The sequence below is a fragment of the Bacillus sp. ISL-55 genome (assembly GCF_018613155.1).
Classification (GTDB): domain Bacteria; phylum Bacillota; class Bacilli; order Bacillales; family Cytobacillaceae; genus Mesobacillus.
The window spans coordinates 44434-63703 of the sequence record NZ_JAGGQU010000024.1; the positions used below are offsets into that span (position 1 = coordinate 44434).

22 protein-coding genes and 1 riboswitch are annotated in these 19270 nt (G+C 43.3%); of the genes, 11 read left to right on the forward strand and 11 right to left on the reverse strand.

Annotation, left to right across the window (positions count from 1 at the left end; translation table 11 throughout):
• Window positions 1–174: 174 nt before the first annotated feature.
• The gene (locus J7E32_RS13305; RefSeq protein WP_214908029.1) at window positions 175–450 is read right to left on the reverse strand and encodes a hypothetical protein; all 276 of its coding nucleotides are present in this window, start codon (window positions 448–450) and stop codon (window positions 175–177) included.
• A gap of 349 nt (window positions 451–799) precedes the next feature.
• On the opposite strand from J7E32_RS13305, the gene J7E32_RS13310 reads away from it, so the two are divergent.
• The 3 genes from J7E32_RS13310 (at window position 800) to J7E32_RS13320 (ending at window position 2819) form a co-directional block, all read left to right on the forward strand.
• Complete coding sequence (locus tag J7E32_RS13310; RefSeq protein ID WP_214908031.1) at window positions 800–1297, forward strand: GNAT family N-acetyltransferase; 498 nt, start codon at window positions 800–802, stop codon at window positions 1295–1297.
• Between the two features lie 90 nt (window positions 1298–1387).
• Window positions 1388–1738 (forward strand): hypothetical protein, encoded by a 351-nt coding sequence (locus J7E32_RS13315; protein ID WP_214908033.1) that lies wholly within the window; start codon window positions 1388–1390, stop codon window positions 1736–1738.
• A 136-nt stretch (window positions 1739–1874) separates the two neighbouring features.
• Window positions 1875–2819, forward strand: a complete 945-nt coding sequence (locus J7E32_RS13320; RefSeq protein ID WP_214908052.1) for a Gfo/Idh/MocA family protein — start codon at window positions 1875–1877, stop codon at window positions 2817–2819.
• A 24-nt stretch (window positions 2820–2843) separates the two neighbouring features.
• Here the strand turns inward: J7E32_RS13320 and J7E32_RS13325 are convergent, their stop codons facing one another.
• Window positions 2844–3653 (reverse strand): alpha/beta fold hydrolase, encoded by an 810-nt coding sequence (locus J7E32_RS13325; protein WP_214908054.1) that lies wholly within the window; start codon window positions 3651–3653, stop codon window positions 2844–2846.
• Between the two features lie 7 nt (window positions 3654–3660).
• Entirely contained in the window at window positions 3661–4158 is a 498-nt protein-coding gene (locus J7E32_RS13330) for an NUDIX domain-containing protein (RefSeq protein ID WP_214908056.1), read from the reverse strand.
• Window positions 4159–4298: 140 nt separating this feature from the next.
• Between J7E32_RS13330 and J7E32_RS13335 the strand changes: the two genes are divergently transcribed.
• Window positions 4299–4673 (forward strand): hypothetical protein, encoded by a 375-nt coding sequence (locus J7E32_RS13335; RefSeq protein WP_214908058.1) that lies wholly within the window; start codon window positions 4299–4301, stop codon window positions 4671–4673.
• 251 nt (window positions 4674–4924) lie between these two features.
• Window positions 4925–6586, forward strand: a complete 1662-nt coding sequence (locus J7E32_RS13340) for a PAS domain-containing sensor histidine kinase (protein WP_214908060.1) — start codon at window positions 4925–4927, stop codon at window positions 6584–6586.
• A gap of 32 nt (window positions 6587–6618) precedes the next feature.
• On the opposite strand, the gene J7E32_RS13345 is transcribed toward J7E32_RS13340, so the two are convergent.
• Both J7E32_RS13345 and J7E32_RS13350 read right to left on the reverse strand, forming a co-directional pair.
• Entirely contained in the window at window positions 6619–6852 is a 234-nt protein-coding gene (locus tag J7E32_RS13345; protein ID WP_214908062.1) for an excisionase family DNA-binding protein, read from the reverse strand.
• Window positions 6853–6859: 7 nt separating this feature from the next.
• Window positions 6860–7444, reverse strand: coding sequence for a DUF1836 domain-containing protein (locus J7E32_RS13350; RefSeq protein WP_214908064.1), 585 nt, complete (start codon window positions 7442–7444; stop codon window positions 6860–6862).
• Between the two features lie 131 nt (window positions 7445–7575).
• On the opposite strand from J7E32_RS13350, the gene trhA reads away from it, so the two are divergent.
• Window positions 7576–8223, forward strand: a complete 648-nt coding sequence (gene trhA / locus J7E32_RS13355; RefSeq protein ID WP_214908066.1) for a PAQR family membrane homeostasis protein TrhA — start codon at window positions 7576–7578, stop codon at window positions 8221–8223.
• A 36-nt stretch (window positions 8224–8259) separates the two neighbouring features.
• Here trhA and J7E32_RS13360 read toward each other — a convergent pair whose 3' ends face one another.
• The 6 genes from J7E32_RS13360 to J7E32_RS13385 all read right to left on the reverse strand — a co-directional run bounded on the left by J7E32_RS13360 (window position 8260) and on the right by J7E32_RS13385 (window position 12300).
• A complete protein-coding gene (locus tag J7E32_RS13360; protein WP_214908068.1) occupies window positions 8260–8874 on the reverse strand; it encodes an exonuclease domain-containing protein in 615 nt (204 codons plus the stop codon).
• A gap of 103 nt (window positions 8875–8977) precedes the next feature.
• The gene (gene thiW / locus J7E32_RS13365) at window positions 8978–9481 is read right to left on the reverse strand and encodes an energy coupling factor transporter S component ThiW (protein ID WP_214908070.1); all 504 of its coding nucleotides are present in this window, start codon (window positions 9479–9481) and stop codon (window positions 8978–8980) included.
• A gap of 12 nt (window positions 9482–9493) precedes the next feature.
• A complete protein-coding gene (gene thiE, locus J7E32_RS13370; protein ID WP_214908072.1) occupies window positions 9494–10141 on the reverse strand; it encodes a thiamine phosphate synthase in 648 nt (215 codons plus the stop codon).
• Window positions 10129–10947 (reverse strand): bifunctional hydroxymethylpyrimidine kinase/phosphomethylpyrimidine kinase, encoded by an 819-nt coding sequence (gene thiD, locus J7E32_RS13375; RefSeq protein WP_214908074.1) that lies wholly within the window; start codon window positions 10945–10947, stop codon window positions 10129–10131. The genes thiE and thiD overlap by 13 nt, the downstream gene beginning before the upstream one ends.
• A 1-nt stretch (window position 10948) precedes the next feature.
• Window positions 10949–11764: a hydroxyethylthiazole kinase gene (thiM, locus tag J7E32_RS13380; protein WP_214908077.1), complete on the reverse strand. Its 816-nt coding sequence runs from the start codon at window positions 11762–11764 to the stop codon at window positions 10949–10951.
• Window positions 11765–11838: 74 nt separating this feature from the next.
• A riboswitch (TPP riboswitch) is annotated at window positions 11839–11948 on the reverse strand.
• A gap of 211 nt (window positions 11949–12159) precedes the next feature.
• Complete coding sequence (locus J7E32_RS13385; RefSeq protein WP_214908080.1) at window positions 12160–12300, reverse strand: hypothetical protein; 141 nt, start codon at window positions 12298–12300, stop codon at window positions 12160–12162.
• Between the two features lie 123 nt (window positions 12301–12423).
• Here J7E32_RS13385 and pepT point away from each other — a divergent pair, with 123 nt between their 5' ends.
• From pepT to J7E32_RS13410, 5 genes are all read left to right on the forward strand, one after another.
• Window positions 12424–13656 carry a peptidase T gene (pepT, locus tag J7E32_RS13390; RefSeq protein WP_214908082.1) on the forward strand — a complete coding sequence of 411 codons (1233 nt, stop codon included), beginning with the start codon at window positions 12424–12426 and terminating at the stop codon, window positions 13654–13656.
• Window positions 13657–13839: 183 nt separating this feature from the next.
• On the forward strand, window positions 13840–14703 hold the full coding sequence (gene liaG, locus J7E32_RS13395) for a LiaG family protein (protein ID WP_214908084.1): 864 nt from the start codon (window positions 13840–13842) through the stop codon (window positions 14701–14703).
• Window positions 14704–15189: 486 nt separating this feature from the next.
• Window positions 15190–16926 carry a sensor histidine kinase gene (locus tag J7E32_RS13400; RefSeq protein ID WP_214908086.1) on the forward strand — a complete coding sequence of 579 codons (1737 nt, stop codon included), beginning with the start codon at window positions 15190–15192 and terminating at the stop codon, window positions 16924–16926.
• Window positions 16927–17658, forward strand: a complete 732-nt coding sequence (locus J7E32_RS13405; protein ID WP_214908088.1) for a LytR/AlgR family response regulator transcription factor — start codon at window positions 16927–16929, stop codon at window positions 17656–17658.
• Between the two features lie 160 nt (window positions 17659–17818).
• Entirely contained in the window at window positions 17819–19270 is a 1452-nt protein-coding gene (locus J7E32_RS13410) for a carbon starvation CstA family protein (protein ID WP_214908090.1), read from the forward strand.

Consider the following 19270-nt stretch of genomic DNA (forward strand, 5'->3'; position numbering starts at 1 on the left):
AGTTCGGGTTGAGTGATGTTTTTGTAAATTCGGAAAGATAATCTACTTTTGCCTGCTAACCTGACCGAACTTCCTTCTTTTTCTTGACAGCTTTTTCGTGTTTACCCCCGAACCTGTCACAATTACGGCTTTTTCTTGACAGCTTTTCCCCGCTCACCCCCAAACCTGTCACAATTACGGCTTTTTTTTGACAGCTTTTCCACGCTCGCCCCCAAACCTGTCATAATAACGGCTTTTTCTTGACAGCTTTTCCATGCCCACCCTCAAACCTGTCACAATAATGATTTTTCCTCGCTCGCCCCCAAACCTGTCACAATAACGGCTTTTTCTTGACAGCTTTTCCCCGCTCACCCCCAAACCTGTCATAATAACGGTTTTTTCATGACAGCTTTTCCCCTCTTGCCCCCCAAACCTGTCACGATTACGGCTTTTTCTTGACAGCTTTTCCATGTTCACCCCCAAACCTGTCACGATTACGGCTTTTTCTTGACAGCTTTTCCATGCTCGCCTCCAAACCTGTCACAATAACCGCTTTTTCTTGACAGCTTTTCCGTGTTCACCCCCAAACCTGTCACAATAACCGCTTTTTCTTGACAGCTTTTCCGTGTTCACCCCCAAACCTGTCACAATAACGGCTTTTTCTTGATAGCTTTTCCGTGTTCACCCCCAAACCTGTCACGATAACAGCTGTTCCTCGCACACTCTCTCTCTGCCTAAATCACAAATTCTCTTTTTAAAAGGAAAACCTGCTGCTAATCTAGAACTCTATAAAGCAACGATTTTTACAGAGGTGAGCATAATGGAAATTCGACGATTAAATGGCGGGGATGCTGAGAGTTATCGATCCCTTCGCCATGAGGCCTTAATTAAGAATCCTGAGGCATTCAGCTCGAGTTATGAAGATGAGATGTATTATGAGGCATCGGATTACGGGCAAAGGCTAGATAGTAAATTCACATACACTTTCGGAGCATTCAACGGAAGACAACTTGTTGGAGTTGTTACCCTTGTTCCTGAAGGGAAAGTTAAAATAAGGCACCGTGCTAATATTTTTGCCATGTACGTGACTCCTTCACAGCGCGGTAATGGCACTGGAAGACTTTTAATGAAGATGGCCATCCAACAGGCAACTGAGTTAACAAATGTAGAGCAGATTTACCTGACAGTAAACGCCAGCAATGAGCCAGCGAAAAAACTGTATGCTTCTCTTGGGTTTGAAATTTATGGAATAGATAAAAAAGCCATGGTCATTGATGGAACCTATCATGACGAAGAATTGATGGTGTTATTTTTATAAAAGGCCTTAATTGGCCTTTTTTTCATGTTTATTTCTTGCTGAAAAAGGAAGTAGGTATAAGATGAGTCTTTTCAGGAAAGGAGATTGTCCATGTTTTTAGACGCTTATGTTAACCAAAAGGTGCAAGTTAAACTGAAGAATTTTCCCGAAAGCATGATTGGAGATATCACGGGAATCTTTCAGCCGGATGAATGGTATCTTGTAAAAATGGTACATGCCGAGAATATGGGGATTTGGGTTGAAAATCCTTGCTATAAGCGGACTCCAGTCCAAAAGGAAGATGGAACCGCCATACCCGCCGAAGACCAGGTCGAGGAAACCTGTATCACCCACATGTTCCTGCGCTGGGATTATATCGCCTCTGTGATCACCTTCCCGGATGCAGATCCAACAGCTGATAAAAAAGCTAAGTTAATAGGGTTTCAGCCTGATATTGACTAGAATCAAAGTAAAAACGCTGCCAAACACGGCAGCGTTTTCTCTTTTCAATTCAAGTTTACTATTTCGCCTCACTAAACTATTTAATAAATAAAATTATCTGTATAATAGTTTACAAAAGATTGTATGGAGGTTCCCTATGATAAAAGTTGGAGTGATTGGCCTGGGTGCGATTGGCCAGCGTTTGATAAAAGGTTTTCAGGAACACCCGGAAATGGAAATTGCGGCTGTGTGTGACGCTATGGAAGCAAGATCGAAGGAAACGGCAGCCGAACTTGGCGGTATTCCGGCATTCACAAACCATCAGGAAATGCTAAAGGAGACGCATTTAGATCTTGTTTATGTCGCTGTTCCCCCTAAGTTCCACCATGCCGTAGCATCTGATGTTCTCACTAAGGGCATACATATTTTGTGTGAAAAGCCGCTGGCAAACTCGGTTGAGGAAGCTGAAAGTCTATTGATACAAGCTGAAGATGCAGGTGTGGTACATGCGATGAATTTTCCGCTGAACTATAGCCCAGGCAGCAAGACGTTCGCGAAATTAATTCAGGATCATTATGTTGGCAAGCTGAGAAGAGTCCAATTGAAGATGCATTTCCCAGAGTGGCCGCGCCCTTGGCAGCTGAATGCGTGGGTTGCGAGCAAGGAACAGGGTGGTTATGTTCTTGAGGTTGGGGTTCATTTCATCCAGCAACTGCAAAAGATTTTCGGTGTGGTAGAAGTGAAGGATGTCCAGATTCAATTCCCTGAAGACCCACAGGCTAGTGAAAATGCGATACTAGCCATTCTCGAGATATCGGATGGTACTCCTGTACTGATTGATGGCATGAGCCAGATTGCTGGCAAGGAGGAAATTTCCTTCACTGCCTATGGCGATGAAGGAACATTATCACTCTTAAACTGGGGGCAACTCGAAGGCGGCAAGCTTGGCGAGGAGATTGGTCCTTTGGAAGCCGACGAGAGCCTGACAGATTCATTGGTTGATAATCTTGTAAAAGCGATCAAAGGTGAAGAAGCAACGATTATTGATTTCGCCGCCGGTTATGAGGCACAGGTTATTTTAGAACAACTACGGAAAGGTTGAGAGCGCGGATTTGCGCTCTCTTTTTTAATGACTGCTTGTCAGCCAATCCCCAAATATAGCCTGGACAAGTTCACGCTTCTCAACATGCAGCATATGGCCAGCACGATCCAATACAGCCATTGTGGAATTCGGGAGCTTATCCAGTAAAAAGAAATGGTCTTTATATCCGCATATATAATCCTGCTTGCCAAGGATCAACAGTGCCGGATTCGGTATAGCCTGCACTTCGTGAAATGGTTCATCAGTCATGTAATAATAATTGGCCTTCCAATCCGAAGCAAGAAAATCGCGATTGGCCAAAAGCCTGCCAGGCTGGATTTCTTGCTTGAAGGTTTCGAATGTTGCTTCATTTTGGTGGATGAATAAAGTTTCAAATGCGGTGCGGATATCAGGCTCAAGATTTGAAAGCAGCTCTTCATCCTTCTCTAAAACATTTCGTTCTGGCAGGTTCCTTTCTTTTACATGCAGTGCTGGAGCCAAAAGGCAAATCCCTTGTACCTGTACTCTTCTCTTATGGAGAATACCTTGTGCTAGATAACCGCCAAAGGAAGCACCAATCAGCGAAAATTTTTGTTCCTCAAAAGTATCATCAATAAAGTCAAGCAGATTTCCTAGTATGTCATCCGTTGATTTCACACTATCGTCAATAGTACTCCGCCCATGGGCAGGTAAATCAATATATACTCTTTGGAACCCTTCAATCTTATTAAAAACAGGTTCAAGCCAGCCCTTCATCGAACGATGGTCTGTACCCATGGCATGAAGGATCAGCAGGGGGAACCCTTCCCCATTGACTTCATAATGAATATTGCCCTTTCTTACTTTGCAATCCACAACTTCATCACCTCTTTTTCAGCCATTCTTCATTCCACTTGAAATCAGCCTTTTCACTATCCGCTTTAATAAAAATGCTCTCAGGATAAGGCAACGCCAATTCCGGCTTGTTTTCATTGCTGAAATATCGGAGTTCCACAGTCTCGCTGTCGAATGGATTGTGCTCTCCCCCGACGGGTCTGCAATCGAATACGAACACAACATATTCAACTTTGTGGCCATTCGGGTATTCATATCTGAACTCTTTGCCTCCGTAAACACCCAGTAATTTTTCTGGTACAACATGCAGACCGGTTTCTTCCCATACTTCGCGTACAACGGCTTCCGCCGGGGCTTCGCCTAATTCGATTGCTCCCGCTGGCAAGCTCCACTTCTCTCCATTTCCTTTGTTCTGGAATAAAATTTCCTCAGCTTCATTCCTGATTATTCCTGCCACGCTGGGCATAAAAATCAGGTCACTTCCCAATTTATTACGAAGATCTTGATAGTAACTCGACATTCCCATTAAACTCTCACCACCTGTCTATCCATTCGCCACTTCACCAGTTTTTTCCTCTCTTAGGCTAAAGCCCATCACTCTCCGCGTTTACCTACATATTTTATAGAGAATTTTATTTTCAGGCTAAAACTAAGGAGTGTGCCCGTATGTATCCGAATCACTATGCTTACAGTCCGCATCAATTTGACCCTTATACTCATTATGATTTCAACTATTACACGCAACAGCAGGAACCACATGATCACGCAAGGCAGCCGGCTCTTGAACGGAGGGTCAATCAGCTTGAACGGCAAATCCAGGTTCAAAAAACAGAGCTGGATAGACAGAATAAAGAGATTGGCCGACAAAACAGGGAGATTGCAAGGCTTAACAGGGAAATTGGACGTCTTAATAATGAGGTTACCCGTTTAAATCAAAATGACGAACGACACACCCGCCGCTTAAATCGATTGAACCAGAGGCTGCGGACAGTTGAAAACCGGTTGAATATTCCATTCCAGGCCACTGATGGAGATTTTTAATAAGAAAAGCGCAAGCGCCTTGTTCAGCCCCGACAAGCGCTGGAGCTAGACAATTCTCGAAGTGAAAATTCATACTTTCTTATCTGGTAATAAACAGGACCGAATCCAATTCGGTCCTTTGTATATTTTTCCAAATGGAAGAGAAGATAAATTAAAAATAATCTTAATTTTAATTGGATGAATTGTGCTACTATAGAAAAGTAACACTTATTTAAATTGCGTAAGCTACTGCTTACTTTAGGAGTCAAGAGATGAAAAAAAAGCAATATGTCCTAATCTTTTTCATACTGAGCATTGCCTGGATTTTCGGAACCAATTACCTGCTGAATTTATACGCTCCTTCAGACTTTGTTGCCATTATTGAACATACTAAGGAAGTCCTTTATGTTTTGTTGGCAGGATGGTTTTTCTATTTTTTCATCTCGAAGATGGAAGAATTGAGTGCGTCAAAAGAAGAAGAAGAGCGACTGTCCACACTGATCAATTCAATGGTCGATTTCGTCAATTTCAAGGATGGAGAAGGCCGATGGATACAAGCCAATGATTTTGGTTTAAAACTGTTTGATATTGAACACGTTGACTATAGAGGAAAGAAAGACTCGGAGCTTGCGGAATACAGTAATTATTTCAGCGATGCATTAAGATATTGCGAGATATCCGATGAAGAAGCATGGAAGGCAGGCGGAATAATCCGTGTCGAGGAAGTGCTTCCACAGCCGGACGGAACAACCAAGACGTTTGATACGATTAAAGTGCCGCTTTTCAACGATGATGGAAGCCGGCAAGGTCTTGTCATCATGGGACGGGATATTACTGAACGGAAACACGTTGAAACTCTCCTTGAAGAGAGCAGGCAGCAATACCGGTCATTATTTGAGTATAGTCCTGATATTGTTTCTATGCTCGACTTGAATGGGACGATCACAAATCTTAATCCACAGTTTGAAAGAATCACTGGTTATAGCAGGGACGAGTATATCGGAAAAAACCTTGCAGATTTAATTCCGGATTCCCACAGACAGATTGTTTTAGATAAGGTTGCCAATGTGGTGGAAAATTACTGTCCACAAATGTTTGAACTGGAATTACTGCAGAAAAACGGTAAGCCACTCATTTTCCAGAGCACTTCCCTGCCGATTATTGTGAATGATAAAATTGCGGGAATAATCTGCAACTCCAGGGACGTTACGGAACTTCGCCAAACTGAGGAGCGTTTGCGAAGAACGGACAAGCTGTCTGTAGTTGGTGAGCTATCAGCGAGCGTAGCCCATGAAATCCGCAATCCTCTTACATCTTTAAAGGGACTTGTCCAGCTATTGCAGATGGAGGACGAGAAGCATCAGCTATACTACCAGATCATGATCGATGAACTGAACAGGATCAACCATATCGTCAGCGAATTGCTATTATTGGCCAAGCCGCAGCAAATTAAATACTCGGAAGCAGATTTGCAGGTTATTTTACATGATGTCATTTCACTTTTAAAATCAGAAGCGAGCCTGCATAATATCCAAATCGCGTTTCAGGTACAAAGTGAGCCTGTCATGATTGAATGCGAGCCGAATCAGCTGAAGCAGTTGTTCATCAATATTTTAAAAAATGCAATTGAAGCATCTTCAGCGGGTGATGTCGTCAGCATCACACTCGAGAGCTTTGATAACAATGTTACAGTTATGGTTAAGGATCAGGGTGTAGGAATATCAAAAGCGCTCCTTGAAAGAATTGGCGAACCTTTTTATTCTTCCAAAGAAAAAGGTACCGGACTTGGAATGACTGTCAGTTTCAAAATCGTTCAATCCCATAATGGCACAATCAAGTTTAATAGCGAGCCTGATAAAGGTACAGAAGTAATCGTTCAATTGCCGATCAAGCACGAGGATAAAATGAAAAGAGTCGAACCATCTGCGAACTAAAAACGCGAAAGGATCAGTCCTTTCGCGTTTTTTTAATCCTCATCTTTAATGTCAATATCCTCAGGCACCGGTTCATTCATGATTTCCTCGACAAGTATCTTATATTTCTCCATCTGTTTCATGTGCGAGTTGAATTGATCTTTATAGATCAAATAGTTTTGGTCGCCATCGTGAATGGCCCTTATTTTCCGCTGAAAAATCATCTTTTCTACTTTCGATTCGGGGATCGATAAATATTCTGCTGCTTCCTTTACTGTCAAATACACCTTGAATTCAGTCCTTTTTCTTATTTTCAGCTCCAAGCCTATCAACCAGCTTTTCTGCTGTCCTTCTGTAAAAATTACTTATATTAATGAGTGAAGCAATCAATAATACCGTTTCGAGTTCCTCAGGTTCATCTGCTTCCAGCCTCTTCACTTCCTGTTTAACATCTTGTTCCGTTTTCAGGACATCCTCGCTGAAAATTTCAACATTCTTCTCATAAAGTTTCAAATAACTTTGATAAAAGTGGCCTAATGGCATATCCTTCGACTCAGTCTTCTGGTTAACCCCTTCGAGTGTCTGTTTGATATCCTGAATCGATAAACCACCTTTTAGCTGATAGATCAAACTGATCAGGATCAGGTGCTCCTTCGAATACTTTTTATTTTTTATAGGGAAGAACAGCTTCCCTTTTGCGTAATTGTTAATCATTGTTTTCGTCAGGACTTTTTCATCCTCATTCCGTGTCGAGCTTCCAAAATTCTTTTCGAATAGCTGGATCACCTGGTCCATGTACAAGTCGATTTCCGGGATGTCTTCCAGTGTGATATTATTTTCAAGTTTAAGCTCAGCCAGCAGCTGTTCTAAATTATTCAATAGTAATCCCTCATGTTTTTATTTTATTATAATGCAAAAAAACACAATCGTAAACATTGACTACGTATCGTTATGTGTATATTATTATAAGTAGTTATCAATACTACATAAAGTGATATGGGGGTTAAAAAATGAACAGCTACATCCGCGAACCAATTAATGGCCTGACTCATCTTGCCGGTGCTTTACTATCCTTTGCAGGCCTCCTTGCGCTCGTCATCAAAGCTTCGCTTACCACCGGCTCAGCGCTGGCTATTACTTCTGTCACAATTTTTGGCATCAGCATGATCCTTCTTTATACTGCATCTGCGACCTATCATATGGTCATCAGCAAAGATAGCGTGATCGCTTTCCTTAGAAAAATCGACCATTCCATGATTTTCGTATTGATTGCCGGCACCTATACACCGTTTTGCCTGATCAGCCTTAATGGAGTCACAGGCTGGACATTGTTCGGCATCATTACATTCGCTGCTTTGTGCGGAATCCTCTTTAAGATGATTTGGTTCAGCAGTCCAAGATGGCTGTCTACCTCTATCTATATTGTCATGGGCTGGATGGTAATTTTCGTCGTCTCCCCCCTATCATCCGTCTTGAATCCTGCCGGTATATTCTGGCTGGTTGCCGGAGGAATACTGTACACAATCGGCGGCGTCATTTATGCGTTGAAACCTGACTTCCTTCGTTCCAAGCATCTCGGTTTCCATGAAATATTCCACATTTTCATCATGCTCGGAAGCACTGCCCATTTCCTGAGCGTTTATCTATATGTCCTATAAAAATACAAAAGGTGCCTGAGAAAACAGGCACCTTTTCTAATAAAACATCCTTCTTCTTTGTTTTTGCGCAGGCTGGTACTTTCGCATTGGACCATAATCCAATACTTCCTTCAAATAATAATCACCATTTGGGTTTTGCTGCTTTAGCAGTTCCGTCAAATATGTAATGTCATCCATCGCCCTGTGCGTCTGGAATTTCGAAATGTTATGCGCCTGCAATAAAGTCAGCAGCTTGCTGTTTGGGAAGCCGTGGTTCTTCCATTTAACATTCTTCATCGTGCAATACCATTTCAACTCGTTGACTTCTGGATACATCCTTAATAAAAAGCTTCTGTCGAACGAGGCATTATGGGCAAAAATCGCATCCGTGCGATTGAAGTATTCCATGATCTTCTCGTCGTAAAATGTTTTGCCGCGTACCGTATCATAATGAATTCCATGAATCCGGTAGGCCCTGTCATAATTTCTTTGCGCTGTTGTCGATAGCGGTTCCCTTAAATAAGAATCTTCATCGAGAAAATCGATAATCTCTCCTGATTCCTCATGAAAGGAAAAGAGCTTCACAGCCAGTTCTATTATTTCATCTGAATCCGGACCAAGTCCAGTTGTCTCTACGTCCACTACCAATCCAAGCTTGTTCTCTTTGTTCAAAAATGTCACCCTTTTCAGCTGGAATATATGACTCTATTATTTATCATATAGCAGGAATTCATCCATTTCCAGCTAAAGACATAAGTAAGAAACTATTTCCAAATTATAGCTTACTGGTCATCTCAATACTTCCACCAGCATTTCTCAGAAAAATTTTCAAAAGAACAAAGCCTAATGTCGCCCCAGCCAGTGAGCTCGCAAGGAACGCGGGAATGAATCCGAATACAGCTGCCTCCTGCCCAAGAAAAAGTACCGCGATTGGATAGCTGGCAATTGCACCGATGATTCCTGTGCCAACTACCTCACCGGCAAAAGCAAAACCTATTTCCTGCGTTTTTTTATATAAATAGGCAGCCAGGAGTGCACCAATCATGCTTCCTGGAAAGGCAAAGACTGAACCAGTCCCCATCAAATTTCTCAGCAGTGAAACGCCAACCGCCTGGGCTAGCGCGTAATATGGTCCAAGCAGCACGGCAGACAAAATATTGATGAAATGCTGCACAGGAAATACCTTCACAATACCAAGCGGGATAAACAACATATGACTGGTCATTGTACCGATGGCTACCATCATAGCAGTAAGTGTTAGCTTTTGTGTGTTTCTCATTTTACCCTCCATTTAGTGAAAAATTTTTCCTCTTAATTTGGCTGCAGCTTCTCTGACGTCATCTGCATGGCTGATCGCCGTAATCACTGAAACTCCATCTGCTCCGGCTTCGATCACGAGCGAAGCATTCTCAGCGGTAATTCCTCCGATACCGACAATCGGAGTCTCAAAATCTTTTAACTCCTTGATAAGTGCAGTTCCCTGAACATCTCTTGTATCCTTCTTTGTTTCTGTTGGGAAAATCGGGCCAATCCCAAAATAATCCGCACCTGCAAGCTTTGCCTTTTCTGCCTCTTTTACACAATGCACCGATACTCCGAGAATTTTGTCACCGATTTTTTTTCGGACCTCCTGTGCATCCTCATCCTCCTGACCAATATGGACGCCGTCCGCATCTAGCTCAAGAGCCAGGTCGATATCATTGTTCACAATGAACGGAATGCCGTTTTCCTTGCAGATTCTTTGTAGCTCTTTTCCCAGCGCCAGCTTTTCCGCCCCTTCAAGGCAATTGCTCCCTTTTTCACGATACTGAAAAAGAGTGATGCCCCCGCGAATCGCCTCTTCCAGCACGGTTCGAGGATCCTGCAGGCAGTTCGTGCTGCCGGTGATAAAATACACCTTGAGCAAGCTTCTCATTTTACCAGGACTTATCTTTGCCATGTCGAGGTCCTTCCTTTCTCGCTGTTAAAAGCCCAATGGTTTGTCGGGCCGTGACCGTGGCCAATATTCAGCGGGTTTGCAATGGCTGCATGGATGAACTCCTTCGCTACAGATACTGCTTCATATACCGTCAATCCTTTCGCTAGCTGTGCAGTGATAGCGGCGGAAAAAGTGCAGCCAGTTCCGTGAGTGTTCTTCGTTTCAATTCTCGGAACTGAGAAGAACTCAAAGTCTGCACCATTAAAAAGGAGATCAACAGACTCTTTTGCATCCTCATCATGACCGCCTTTTATGACGACGTTTTTTGCTCCAAGTTCATGGATGCGCCTTGCTGCTTCCTTTTTGTCATTTTGACTGTGAATAGTCATCCCGGTCAGCACTTCTGCTTCGGGAATATTCGGTGTGACCACGAGGCAAAGCGGCAGCAAATGCTCTTTCATGGCAGAAACAGCTTCATGCTGAAGCAGAGATGCCCCTCCTTTCGCAATCATGACCGGATCGACAACGACCTTATCCCAATCAAAATGCTTTATTTTTTCAGCAACGGTTTCAATGATTTCAGCGTTAAAAAGCATTCCAGTTTTCAATGCATCGACCCCTATATCTTCTCCGACAGATTGAATTTGCCTGGCGACTGCTACTGCCTTCATCGAATAGACTCCCTGGACTCCAAGCGTATTCTGCGCTGTCACAGCGGTCAGCGCGGACATCCCAAAAACTTTCAGCTCCTGGAAGGTTTTCAGATCTGCCTGGATGCCAGCACCGCCGCCGCTGTCGGATCCGGCAATTGTTAAAGCATTTTCCATATCAATCGACCTCCTTTTGAGAAAAAGACATTTTCTCAATCAGATCGTTTCCGCAAATCAGGTAGAGCTGGTTTAAAAATTCAATTTGAAAACTTCCAGGTCCGCGATCAGCACTATTGTCCACAGCCATTTCCGCTGCCACTCCATAGATGGTTACTGCTGCTGTTGCGGCTTGGAGGATATTTTTTTCAACAGCAGTGAATGCGCCGATTACGGAAGTCAGCAAACAGCCGGTGCCCGTCACTTTTGTGAGCATGTGGTGCCCATTCTGGACAATAAATGCAGTATGTCCGTCAGTAATAATGTCATCTTTACCAGTAAGAACAACAACCGTCTTCAATTTTTTCGCAGCCGAAACAGCAAGCTCGAAAACATCCCCACTGGATTCACCTGCATCCACTCCTCGTATACTCCAGCTCTCCCCGGCAACATTGGCAATCTCGGATGCATTCCCTCGGATAATCGCAATCTCCAATTCTTCCATCAGCCTTCTTGCCGTTTCGGTGCGATACACAGTCGCGCCCGCACCTACTGGATCGAGAATGACCGGTACACCTTGCTTATTTGCCTCTTTCCCGGCAATCAGCATCGACTCTACAACTTCTGGCCTCAGCGTTCCGATATTGATGACAAGACTTCCCGCCATTTTGGCCATTTCAGCAACCTCCTCATGAGCATAGGCCATTACCGGAGAAGCACCCAGAGCCAACAATCCATTGGCGGTGAAATTGGTCACCACCACATTGGTGATATTATGTACGAGCGGGTTCTCCCTGCGGACTCTGTCCAGCAGTATAACAATCTCTTTCTTTTCCATCCTGAAACCTCCTTAATAAAATAAAAAAGCCAGATCCATATAAATGGACCTGGCTTAAAAGCAAAGTAAGAAAAACATCTCTCACACTACTTTCCTACGCTGGTATTACCCAGATCAGGTCCGAAGGGTTAAAAGACTTAACGTCTTCCTCTCAGCCCGTGACAGGGCACCCCTAGTAGTAAATTCAATATTCAATTATTTCCATCCTAACCTTAACTTTTATTTATGTAAAGCATAAAATCCTATTCTGCTATTTTTCGTTTTTTAGCAAATCTTTGATTTCTTTGAGCAGTTCATATTGCTTTTCCTGTTTTTCCATGATTCTGTCAGCCAATTTTTACAGTGTAATCGTGATGGACCAGAGCGACAGCATCAGAACAATAATTACTCCAATATCAATCATCATTTGGCTTTTTCCCCTCAGTAAGATCATCAAATGGAGTATAGTTGTTGCTTGGCAATTTTCCGGATGTGATTATTTTGTAGATCGAATAAAACACGACAGACAGGACAATAGCGGTTAAAACATATCCCATAATTCCCCAGCCTCCTTTTCACCATTATACCTCAAAAATTGAATTTTGAGATTCCTTTAAAATGGCGTTTCTGATGTTCTATGCTAATATGAAAATATACATAGTAATGGGAGATGAATGGTAATGAAAAACGAGATCATTGAAAGATTCACTTCATATGTGAAAGTGGACACCCAGTCCAATGAAAACAGTGAGACCACTCCATCGACAGAAGGCCAGCTGACACTTGCCAACATGCTTGTACAGGAGTTAAAAACGATTGGAATGGAAGAAGTGACGATTGACGAAAATGGCTATGTGATGGCGACACTTCTTGCCAATACCGATAAAAAGGTCCCAACTATCGGCTTCCTTGCCCACGTCGATACGGCCACTGATTTTACCGGCAAAAATGTCAATCCGCAGATTGTGGAAAACTTCGATGGCAACCAGATCATCCTTAATGGAGAACAAAATATCATCCTTTCGCCTGCCGATTTTCCTGAGCTTCCCCAGTATAAGGGGCATACATTGATTACGACTGACGGAACTACCCTCCTCGGTGCTGACAATAAAGCCGGAATTACTGAAATCATGACGGCAATGGCTTATTTGATCAAACATCCCGAAATCAAACATGGCAAAATCCGTGTCGCCTTCACACCAGATGAAGAAATTGGCAGAGGGCCGCATAAGTTCGATGTTGAAGCATTCAATGCGAAGTTCGCTTATACCGTTGACGGCGGACCGCTTGGCGAGCTGGAATATGAAAGCTTTAATGCCGCAAGCGCCAAGGTGACTTTTAAAGGCAAAAACGTCCACCCGGGTACGGCAAAAGGAAAAATGGTGAACTCAGCGAAGATCGCGATGGAGTTCAACAGCAAGCTGCCAGCAGAAGAAGCACCTGAGCATACAGAAGGTTATGAAGGCTTCTTCCATCTTAGCTCTATTGAAGGCGATGTTGAAGAAACAACACTGCACTATATCATTCGTGATTTCGACCGAGACAGTTTCCAGGCTCGGAAGGATTTAATGCTGCAAATCACCAATGAACTGAAGCTTACTTACGGTGAAACCCGCGTTGAGCTTGAAATGAATGATCAGTACTACAACATGAAGGATAAGATCGAGCCGGTAAAAGAAATCGTCGATATTGCCTATGAGGCAATGGAAAACCTCGGCATCAAGCCAATCGTCAAACCGATCCGCGGCGGCACAGACGGCTCACAGCTGAGCTATATGGGACTGCCGACACCGAATATTTTTACAGGCGGAGAGAACTTCCACGGAAGGTTCGAATATATCTCTGTGGATAATATGGTGAAATCCGTTGAAACCATTGTAGAGATTGCCAAACTTTATGAAACGAAAGCATAACGAATAACAACAAGAGGCCAGATTCCAGACTTTGAACGGAATCTGGCTTTTTTTATGAGCGGCTTAACTCAAAATCCGCCTCAGGTCCTATCGAGATTTAAAGCGGAGGTGCATTGGGGAGAAGAATGTTTTGCCGTATTCTGAATATAGAATGAGAATGAGACCTGAGAGGAGATTTTAAAAATGAAGCGGATTTTGGTTATTTTCCTGTTGATTACAGGGGCTTACATCGTTTGGAATTATATGTTTGATGGCAGTGGAGTTAATTTTGCAAAAGCGGAAGACGCGGTAAAGGTGACCAGCCAGACAGAAAATATCGCGATTGATATTTCCAGTGTCGAGACAGTGATTGTTGCAGAAGACCGAGATGATGTTCGTGCCGAGCTAAAGGGCGAAGGTACGGTAAAAGTTGATAAGCATGGCGATGAGATTAAGGTTGCTGTTAAACGCAAAGGCTTCTTCTGGTTCAACTGGTTTGAGTTGGATAAAACGTCTCTGACAGTTTATATACCTGAAGACTATGAAAAGAATATGCAGATCAAGCTCGGCTCAGGTGAAGTGGTATTCAAAGGAGATTCGGTCGACTCTCCGATGAAGCTGAAGAATCTTGCGATTGAAATCGGATCAGGTAGCATGGTTTTGGAGAATCTGGACGTTGAAACACTTGAACACCAAAGTTCATCAGGAGAAGCTGAATTCGACTCAATTGCTGCGGGGTCTGGTTCATTTGATATCAGCTCCGGGAGCGTCCATGTTAAAAACTACTCTGGCAAGCTTGAGGCAGATGTGTCGTCGGGTAAGCTTAACATCCAGATGGATTCATTGACAGATGACGTAGACTTAAACGTAAGCTCAGGTAATATCGGGCTCGATTTGCCAGACGATGCAGATTTTACGATGAATGGCAAAATAAGCAGCGGTGATATTTCGAGTCAATTCCCGCTTGAAAACAAAGAAGAATCCGATAATCGTCTTCACGGCAAACATGGAAACGGGAAATACGAAATTAACGCTGATGTATCAAGCGGCGATATCGACATATTTTAGCCACTCATATTGGCGAACTGGAAAAAAACGCACGAAATTTCCAGTTCGCCAATAAATTTTTATTTTCGCCAATAAAAGAGGGATTTTCGCCAATAAAGTTGTAAACTTCGCCAATAAAATAAAACGCTCAACAAAATTTACGCAGCCGAGCGATTTTAATCATCTACTTGTACTGGAAAAAATCTCGAGGAATTTCCATTTCGCTATAAAATTTCTAAAATCGCTATAAAAATTTTATTTTCGCTATAAAACGAAAAATTTCGCTATAAAAATGGTAAAAACGCTATAAAAATCAAAATTTCGCTATAAACCATTCCCTTCTATTATAAATGCACTATCAAAATAAGCAATTTCTTCCGTACAATGCCTGACAGCAGCATGCCAGGCTTCTTTTTTGTGTAAAACTCCAACAGTACAGCTCATTATCTTTGTTTTTCTCGACCATTCATTTAAAATGAATGCAAATACTTCCTGAGGAGTACGGTTATGTTCGAATTACTCATTACGATGCTGGAACGGCTTGGCATCATTGTGACGATTGCTTTCATTTTAACGAGGTTTCGCTTCTTCCGGGGATTGATTTACCATGATTCCCTGAACAGGCGACAGCAATACTTTGCAATTGTTTTCTTTGGTTTTTTCGGGATTATTGGTACCTATTCAGGCATGAGCTTCTCAACGGATAATCTGCAGTTCAACCCCTGGGCTGCGGATCTCGCCTCGGATGAAGCGATTGCCAATTCCCGTGTTATCGGAATCGTGATTGCCGGTCTGCTTGGCGGCTACAAGGTCGGTATTGGCGCAGGCCTTATTGCGGGACTGCATCGTTTCACACTCGGCGGGTTCACCGCTCTTGCCTGCGGACTTGCGGCCATTGTTGCCGGAATCATCGCCGGCCGTTTTCAAAAGAAGAAAAACAATGTTAATTTGAGGACAGCCTTTCTGGTTGGGGCGATTGCCGAAACCGTGCAAATGCTGATTATCCTATTGATTGCGAAGCCTTATGAGCAAGCGCAAACACTGGTTGAGATCATTGGTGTTCCGATGATTATCGCAAATGGGCTCGGTTCCCTTTTATTCTTAATGGTGATCAAAAATGTTGTTTCCGAGGAAGAAAAGACTGGTGCGATGCTTGCGCAAAAAACATTGCGCATCGCCGACCAGACGCTTGCTTACTTACGCAAGGGCATCAATCCCGATTCAGCACGGTCGGTCTGCGAGATTCTGCATAAAGAAGTTCAGACTAGTGCGGTCGCAATCACAAACCAGTCAGAAATCCTGGCACATGTCGGTCTTGCTGATGACCATCATCGCTCCACAAGTCCAATTCAGACTCAGATTACAAGAGATGTACTGAAAAGCGGCAAACTTGTTGTTGCCAATGATGAAACGATTCACTGCCGAGAGCAAAGCTGCCCTCTTGGCGCTGCAGTGATCGCTCCGTTGAAACTGCGCGATGAGACGATTGGCACGCTGAAGTTTTATTTTAAATCAGAAAAAGAAATCACCAATGTCGTTATAGAGCTGATCTCCGGACTCAGCAATCTGCTCAGCAATCAGCTTGAAATCGCAGAAGCTGAAAAAGCCTATCAGCTCGCCAAGGAAGCAGAGGTAAAAGCGCTTCAGGCGCAAATCAGCCCCCATTTCCTTTTCAATACATTGAATGTCATCACATCGCTGATCAGGATTGACCCCGCTAAAGCGAGAAAGCTGCTTGTCTCTCTCTCCCATTTTCTGCGTCAGAATCTGACAGCGACGACCATATCGATGACAACACTTGAGCAGGAATTGGCCCATGTTAAAGCCTATCTATCTATTGAAGAGGCCCGATTTGTAGAAAAGCTGAAGGTTACCTATGATATTGAGGATGATGCTTTGCCTGTAAAAATTCCGCCGCTGACGCTGCAGCCAATTGTAGAAAACGCTGTAAAACATGGAATAAAGAATATGGATCATGACTGCCAAATCAATATAGAGATTTATAAAGCCGATAACAGCACCGTAGTAACAGTGAGGGATAATGGACAGGGAATGAGTAAGGAACGGATCAATCAGTTAGGCAAACAAATAATTGATTCTGAAACAGGCAGCGGGATCGCCCTTTTCAATGTGAACAGAAGGCTTACGATGAATTTTGGGGAATCAGCCTCACTGCTGATTAAAAGTGAGCCCGGAAATGGAACGGAGATTTCTTTTACGATTCCACAAGCGGAGGAAAAATAGATGGACAAGATGATACGTACTTTAATCGTTGATGACGAATTATACAGCCGGGATGAGCTGAAGCATTTATTGCAGTCCTTCCCTTCCATCCAGGTTGTCGGGGAAGCTGAATCAGGTGAAGCTGCGGTCATGAAGGCCTTGCAGCTCCATCCGGATGTTGTCTTCCTTGATGTCGAAATGCCAAAAATGAATGGAATGGAAGCAGCGAAAGCGATGATGGAATTGAAGAAAACACCACTGCTTGTGTTCGCAACTGCTTATCCGCAATTTGCTGCAGAGGCTTTTAGATACGAGGCCGTTGATTACCTACTTAAACCCTATGATGAGAATCAGCTGATGGAGACAGTTCTCAGGATTGAGAAGCATTACCTGATGCCTGCCGAACAAGAGGCCGGCAAGCAAACTGGCAAACTAGCCGTTGAAGGTGAAGGAGAAATTTTTTATCTAGACCCGAAGGATATTCTGTTCATATCCAGAGAGGAGAAATACTCAAAAATCGTCACCAAAACCAGGGAATACGAAACAAGAATTCCCTTGAAGGATCTTGAAACGCGGCTTACGCCATACTCTTTTTTTCGCATTCATAAAAGCTATATCGTGAACCTGGATTATGTCACCCGCCTCACCCCATGGTTCAACGGTGCCTATCAATTGGAAATCGAAGGCCGTGCTGAAATGCTGTCAGTCAGCCGGAATTATGTAAAAGCACTGAGGACACAGCTGGAATTATAATTCGCATAAAGCATCTTAAGGATGCTTTTTTTGCATTTTAATCGACATTTTTTGCACGTCAGGCTCATTTTCATGCATCTTGTTCACAAAACAGCCACAATTTCTCCATCTCTATTATACTTAATGAAAACGCATACAACTTACTTTGAGGAGGTTTCATATGTATACCTTTCTAGCTGGTATCGCACTTTTAATTATTGGTTATTTTACGTATGGCAAATTTGTAGAAAAGGTTTTCGGGGTCAACGAAGGTCGTAACACTCCGGCTTATACACATAAGGATGACGTTGACTATGTGCCAATGTCCACAGCAAAAAACTCTTTGATTCAACTTCTTAATATCGCAGGTGTTGGGCCTATTTTTGGACCAATCATGGGAGCGCTTTACGGACCGGTTGCTTTCCTTTGGATCGTCCTTGGTGCTATTTTCGCTGGTGCTGTCCATGATTACCTAACAGGGATGATTTCGATTCGTAACAGAGGCGCACATCTTCCTGAACTAGCGGGAAAATTCCTCGGCAAATTCATGAAGCATGTTGTTAATGCATTTGCCATTCTTCTTTTACTATTAGTTGGAACCGTTTTCGTCACAGCTCCAGCTGGCTTGCTTCACAATCTGATGGATGGAAAAGTAACAATGGGACTGATTATCGGGGCAATCTTTATTTACTATATTTTAGCGACATTGCTTCCTGTTGATAAAATCATTGGTCGCTTTTACCCAATCTTCGGTGCATTGCTGTTGATCAGTGCAGTCGGAGTAGGCGCAATGCTTGTCATTACTGGTGCACCGATTCCTGAATTGTCTTTAACGAATTTCCACCCTGGTAATGCAGCGATTTTCCCGCTATTGTTCTTAACAATTTCATGTGGAGCGCTATCAGGTTTCCATGCAACACAAACGCCGATCATTTCACGTACAACGCAAAATGAAAAGAATGGCCGCAAAATTTTCTACGGAATGATGATCGCTGAAGGTGTCATCGCTATGATCTGGGCAGCTGCGGCAATGAGCTTGTTCGATGGCTATAACGGCTTGAACGACATGCTTGCGAACGGCGGACCTGCTGCTATCGTAAGTGAAGCTTCAACAGCGATGCTTGGCGCAATCGGCGGAACGCTTGCCGTTCTAGGTGTAATCGTACTCCCAATTACGTCTGGTGATACAGCTTTCCGAAGCGCACGTATGATTATCGCTGACTACTTCAATTTTTCACAAAAGAAAATCGCCAGCCGTCTATGGATCGCTGTTCCACTATTTGTGATCTCATTCGCACTGACAAAAGTGGATTTCACTATTCTTTGGAGATACTTCTCCTGGGCTAACCAATCAACAGCTGTCATCGCGCTCTGGGTTGGCGCCATGTACCTGTTCATCGCCAAGAAGAACTACTGGATCGCAATGATTCCGGGCATGTTCATGACAGCAGCTACAACTTCTTATATTCTTAATGCCCAAATCGGATTCGGCCAGTCGCTCACTGTATCCAATATTGGCGCGTTAATCGTAACAGTTGTCGTCACAGTTATTTTCTTCAACGCTGCTAAAAAGGCACGGGCTAAAAACATCCCGCTTGAAGAAGATATTTCCGGCTATAACAAGGTGGCGTAA

Excerpts from the sequence above, each read along its gene's own strand:
- J7E32_RS13305 (WP_214908029.1), bottom strand. The coding sequence starts at position 450 with ATGGAAAAGCTGTCAAGAAAAAGCCGTAATCGTGACAGGTTTGGGGGG.
- J7E32_RS13310 (WP_214908031.1), top strand. The coding sequence starts at position 800 with ATGGAAATTCGACGATTAAATGGCGGGGATGCTGAGAGTTATCGATCC.
- J7E32_RS13315 (WP_214908033.1), top strand. The coding sequence starts at position 1,388 with ATGTTTTTAGACGCTTATGTTAACCAAAAGGTGCAAGTTAAACTGAAG.
- J7E32_RS13320 (WP_214908052.1), top strand. The coding sequence starts at position 1,875 with ATGATAAAAGTTGGAGTGATTGGCCTGGGTGCGATTGGCCAGCGTTTG.
- J7E32_RS13330 (WP_214908056.1), bottom strand. The coding sequence starts at position 4,158 with ATGGGAATGTCGAGTTACTATCAAGATCTTCGTAATAAATTGGGAAGT.
- J7E32_RS13335 (WP_214908058.1), top strand. The coding sequence starts at position 4,299 with ATGTATCCGAATCACTATGCTTACAGTCCGCATCAATTTGACCCTTAT.
- J7E32_RS13340 (WP_214908060.1), top strand. The coding sequence starts at position 4,925 with ATGAAAAAAAAGCAATATGTCCTAATCTTTTTCATACTGAGCATTGCC.
- trhA (WP_214908066.1), top strand. The coding sequence starts at position 7,576 with ATGAACAGCTACATCCGCGAACCAATTAATGGCCTGACTCATCTTGCC.
- thiW (WP_214908070.1), bottom strand. The coding sequence starts at position 9,481 with ATGAGAAACACACAAAAGCTAACACTTACTGCTATGATGGTAGCCATC.
- thiE (WP_214908072.1), bottom strand. The coding sequence starts at position 10,141 with ATGGCAAAGATAAGTCCTGGTAAAATGAGAAGCTTGCTCAAGGTGTAT.
- thiD (WP_214908074.1), bottom strand. The coding sequence starts at position 10,947 with ATGGAAAATGCTTTAACAATTGCCGGATCCGACAGCGGCGGCGGTGCT.
- thiM (WP_214908077.1), bottom strand. The coding sequence starts at position 11,764 with ATGGAAAAGAAAGAGATTGTTATACTGCTGGACAGAGTCCGCAGGGAG.
- J7E32_RS13385 (WP_214908080.1), bottom strand. The coding sequence starts at position 12,300 with ATGGGATATGTTTTAACCGCTATTGTCCTGTCTGTCGTGTTTTATTCG.
- pepT (WP_214908082.1), top strand. The coding sequence starts at position 12,424 with ATGAAAAACGAGATCATTGAAAGATTCACTTCATATGTGAAAGTGGAC.
- liaG (WP_214908084.1), top strand. The coding sequence starts at position 13,840 with ATGAAGCGGATTTTGGTTATTTTCCTGTTGATTACAGGGGCTTACATC.
- J7E32_RS13400 (WP_214908086.1), top strand. The coding sequence starts at position 15,190 with ATGTTCGAATTACTCATTACGATGCTGGAACGGCTTGGCATCATTGTG.
- J7E32_RS13405 (WP_214908088.1), top strand. The coding sequence starts at position 16,927 with ATGGACAAGATGATACGTACTTTAATCGTTGATGACGAATTATACAGC.
- J7E32_RS13410 (WP_214908090.1), top strand. The coding sequence starts at position 17,819 with ATGTATACCTTTCTAGCTGGTATCGCACTTTTAATTATTGGTTATTTT.